The organism is Streptomyces sp. YS-3, from assembly GCF_045257485.1.
Classification (GTDB): Bacteria; Actinomycetota; Actinomycetes; order Streptomycetales; family Streptomycetaceae; genus Streptomyces.
This window is the reverse complement of record NZ_JBJHPC010000797.1, coordinates 1-2,574: the sequence shown is the minus strand read 5'-3', so window position 1 is coordinate 2,574 and position 2,574 is coordinate 1. Positions and strand designations below refer to the sequence as shown.

Genomic DNA, 2,574 nt, shown 5'->3' with positions numbered 1-2,574 from the left:
GGCCGCGGCCCGCCCGCCCACCGCCCTGCCCCTCGATCGCGCCGGCAGGAAACCCGGACTGGGGACAGCACCCGAGTCCAAGCCCGAGTCCAAACCCGGATCCGAGTCCGGGTCCGGGCATGCGGTCCGGCCGGTCAGGAAGAGGTTCCCGGCCCGGGCCTCGGCCCTCGCCGCCCTGGCCGTGCTGCTCGCCGCGTTCTCCGTCCTCGCCCACATCCAGGGCGGACAGGGCGGACACGGCGACAGGGACAGCGCCGGACGCAACACCGCGCTGGCCGACACCGCCCGGACCAGCGAGGTGAAGGGAGCCGTCGAGGAGGCCGTGCAGGGGATCTTCTCGTACGACCACACCGACCCGGCCAGGACCGAGGCGGCGGCCACACAACGGCTGACCGGCGCTGCCGTCACGCAGTACCGGAGCCTGATGGGGCCGGTCCGCGAACAGGGGCCGAGGCAGAAGCTCGTGCTGACCACCACGGTCACCGACAGCGGCGTCGAGGTCATCGACGGGGACCGGGCCCGTGTCCTGGTCTTCGCCGACCAGACCAGTACCCGTACCGGCAAGGGCGGCTCCACCACCGTCGCCGCCGCGATGTTCGCCGTCGACGCGGTCCGCCGGGACGGCACCTGGCGGATCGCCTCCCTCGACACCTTCCAGCGGGCACCTGGCGCCCCGACCGACCAGGGCAAGGAGTGAGAGCCGTGTTTCCTCGACAGATGAAGCGGGCCGCGGCGAGCCTCGCGCTGCTCGCCGCCGTCACCGCACCGGCCACCGCGTGCGGCTCCTCGGCGCAGCCGCCCCCCGAGGTGGACTGGGCGGGCGGGGTCTGCGCGCACCTGACGGACAGCGGCGCCGGACTCGCGGTGCCCACGGTCGACCGGACCCAGCCGGCACGCGCCAAGGGGCAGTTGGTCGCCTTCCTCACCGCGCTCTCCCAGCGGCTCGGGGCGCTCCGCACGGACCTCCAGAAGGACGGGGCCCCGCCGGTCGACGGCGGCGCCGGCGCGCTGGGCACGGCCCTGGCCCGGCTGGACACGGCGCGTACGTCGGTGGGCGAGGCGGTCACCACGCTCTCCCGGGCCGAGGTCACCGACGAGAAGTCGCTGAAGTCCGCGCTGGACGCGGCGGGTTCCTCCCTGAGGACGGTCAGCGCCTACAAGGGCCCCGCCGACGACCTCCGGGCGGATCCGAAGCTGCGGAAGGCGTTCGACGACAACCCGGACTGCGCGGCGGCCGTGAAGGCGGCCGGTGGCGGGGAGGGGACGCGCGATGGCTCCTGAGACCGCACCGCGTGCCGAGCATCCCGGCCCCGATCCGCACGAGAGTCTGCGGGAGTTGACGCCGGGGCAGCGGCTGGCCGTCGTCGTCTCGGCGGGCGCCGTCGCCGTCGGACTGCTCGTCCACACCGGCGCGACCTTTCTGCACCTCGCCCCGCGCAACGCGGCCACCGACGCCATCGGCGACACCGTCAACGCGTATATGGCGCCCGAGTTCTCCCAGAGCTGGCAGCTCTTCGCGCCCGACATCACCCGCACCATGACGGCGGTCTCCGCCCGCGTCGAACTGCGCACGGCGGACGGCACCATCCACAACGGCCCCTGGCGGGACCTGACCGCGCGGGACCTGGCCGAGCTGCGCGGAAACCCCCTGCCCAGCCGCGTACGCCAGCAACTCGCCACCGCCTGGACGAAGATGCTTGCCGCGCACGACCCCCAGCAGCGGCCCATCGGCTCGGCCGGGCTCGACAGCGAGCAGTACCTCAAGCGCCTCGCCCTGTCCCGGATGCCCGCCACCCCGGACGGCGCGCGCCTCGAACGGATCCAGTTCCGCTCGACCGACACCACCGTCCCACCGCCACCGTGGAAGACGCGCGCCGCCCGCACCGCGCCGGTGGTGCGCGTCTACCCCTGGTGGCCGGTGGGCGCCGCCGACCTCGCCGAGGGGCGTACGTCATGAGACCCCCACCCCAACCCGGCGCCGAGAAAGGCGAGTCGACGCTCGACCGCATCCTCGGCAGGGCGTGCGACCCTCGGGTATGGGCCCATCAGAGCGCGGCCGTACGGATCGGCATGGCCGCGATCTGGCTGCTGCTGCTCGTCCACGAGTTCTGGCGCCGCGAGAGGATCTGGGGCCCGGACGCGCCCTGGAGCTGGCACCTCGCGGAGCACGCGCTCGACCGGAGCCATGGGTTCAGCGTGCTGCGCTGGTCCGGGAGCGAGCTCTGGTTCGAGGTGTTCTACCTGCTCTCGGCGGCCGTCGCGGTGGCCCTCCTGGTCGGGTGGCGCACCCGCACGGCCTCGCTGCTCTTCCTCGTCGGCGTCCTCTCCCTCGACCACCGCAACGAGAACGTCCTCAACGCGGGCGACACCATCTTCCGCATCACCGCGGTCTACCTCGTCTTCGCGCGGTGCGCCCAGGTGTGGTCACTGGACGCCCGCCGACGCGAGCGCGCCCCGGCAACGGGCGACCGGGACCGTACGGGCGTGGTCCTGTGGTCCTGCTGCGGCCTGGTCCTCACCTGTGTGACGCTCCTGGGGCTGCTCGCCGGTGGCTGGGCGCTCGTGCTGTGGGGC

3 protein-coding genes and 1 pseudogene are annotated in these 2,574 nt (G+C 73.9%); all 4 read left to right on the top strand.

Annotated elements, in window-relative coordinates:
* Positions 1 to 697: nuclear transport factor 2 family protein (locus tag ACJA3G_RS34880; protein ID WP_406557039.1), on the top strand; the 697-nt coding region annotated here is incomplete at its 5' end.
* 5 nt (positions 698 to 702) lie between these two features.
* Complete coding sequence (locus ACJA3G_RS34875) at positions 703 to 1,281, top strand: hypothetical protein (RefSeq protein WP_406557038.1); 579 nt, start codon at positions 703 to 705, stop codon at positions 1,279 to 1,281.
* Entirely contained in the window at positions 1,271 to 1,957 is a 687-nt protein-coding gene (locus ACJA3G_RS34870) for a DUF5819 family protein (RefSeq protein WP_406557037.1), read from the top strand. The genes ACJA3G_RS34875 and ACJA3G_RS34870 overlap by 11 nt, the downstream gene beginning before the upstream one ends.
* Positions 1,954 to 2,574, top strand: a pseudogene (locus ACJA3G_RS34865) (HTTM domain-containing protein); the annotation flags it as partial. The gene ACJA3G_RS34870 and the pseudogene ACJA3G_RS34865, both read left to right, overlap by 4 nt.